The 1,391-nt window shown below is 68.0% G+C and carries 1 protein-coding gene; it reads right to left on the reverse strand.

The annotated features are described in order from the left end of the window. Positions 1–1,391, reverse strand: a 1,391-nt coding sequence (locus ACFVXC_RS42440) for an amino acid adenylation domain-containing protein (protein WP_389917200.1), incomplete at both ends; no start/stop codon positions are given.

The raw sequence follows: 1,391 nt of genomic DNA on the forward strand, positions 1-1,391 counted from the left end.
GAGGTGGTGGGTGAGGTGGGTGCGGAGTTGGGTGGGGGTGGGGGGTGTGGGGGTGTTGGTGGTGTAGTAGGTGGCGAGGTGGGTGTGTCCGTCGGTGGTGGTGTGGGTGGTGGTGATGGTGTGGGTGATGTGGGGGTGGGTTTGGAGGGCGGTGTCGATTTCTGCGGGTTCGATGCGTTGGCCGCGGATTTTGATCTGGTGGTCGGTGCGGCCGAGGTAGGTGATGGTGCCGTCGGGGTTGTAGTGGGCGAGGTCGCCGGTGTTGTAGAGGCGTTGTCCGGGTTGGGTGGGGTGGGGGGTGAAGCGTTCTGCGGTGAGGGCGGGTTGGTGGTGGTAGCCGCGGGCGAGGGGGGTGCCGGCGATGTGGAGGGTGCCGGTGACGTTGATGGGGGTGGGTTGGTGGTGGGGGTCGAGGATGTGGATGTGGGTGGCGTTGATGGGGGTGCCGATGGGGATGCGGGTGGTGGTCGGGGTGGGGGGTTGGGTGGTGTGGGCGGTGACGTCGATGGCGGCTTCGGTGGGGCCGTAGAGGTTGTGGAGTTGGGTGGTGGGGAGGGTTTGGTGGTGGGTGTGGGTGAGGTGGGGGGTGAGTTCTTCGCCGGAGACGATGAGGTGGCGCAGGGTGGTGCAGTTTTGGGTGGTGGGGTTGTCGAGGAAGTAGCGGAGCATGGAGGGGACGAAGTGGGCGGTGGTGATGTGGTGGGTCTGGATGAGGTGGGCGAGTTGGTGGGGGTCGCGGTGTGTGCCGGGTGGGGTGAGGTGGATGCGGGCGCCGGTGGTCAGGGGCCAGGTCCATTCCCATCCGTTGACGTCGAAGCCGATGGGGGTTTTGAACAGGACGCGGTCGGTGGGGGTGAGGGGGTAGGTGTTTTGCATCCAGGCGATGCGGTTGGTGAAGGCGGCGTGGGTGTTGACGGCGCCCTTGGGCAGGCCGGTGGAGCCTGAGGTGTAGAGGATGTAGGCGGCGTTGTCGGGATGCATGTCCAGGGCTGGTGCGGTGGTGGGGCGGGTGGTGATCGCCGGCCGTTCGGTGTCCAGGTCCAGCAGGCGGGTGCTCGCTGGCAGGTCGAGGTCTGCGGCTGTCTCGCGGGTGGCTGTGTGGGTGAGGATCACGGCGGTGTGTGAGGTGGTGGCCATGCGGGTCAGGCGGGCGGGGGGGTAGTCGGGGTCCAGGGGCAGGTAGGCGGCGCCTGCTTTCAGTGTCCCGACCAGGCAGATGATCAGGTCCAGGCTGCGGTGCAGGCAGAGGCCGACGACGTCCTCGACGCCGATGCCGTGGTTGCGCAGGTGGTGGGCGAGCTGGTTGGCGGCTTCGTCCAGTTCCCGGTAGGTCAGCTGGCCCTCTTCGCCGGTGACGGCGATCGCGTCGGGGGTGCGGGCGGCCTGCGCGG

Origin of the sequence: Streptomyces sp. NPDC058257, from assembly GCF_042881845.1 — a bacterium.
Lineage (GTDB): Bacteria > Actinomycetota > Actinomycetes > Streptomycetales > Streptomycetaceae > Streptomyces.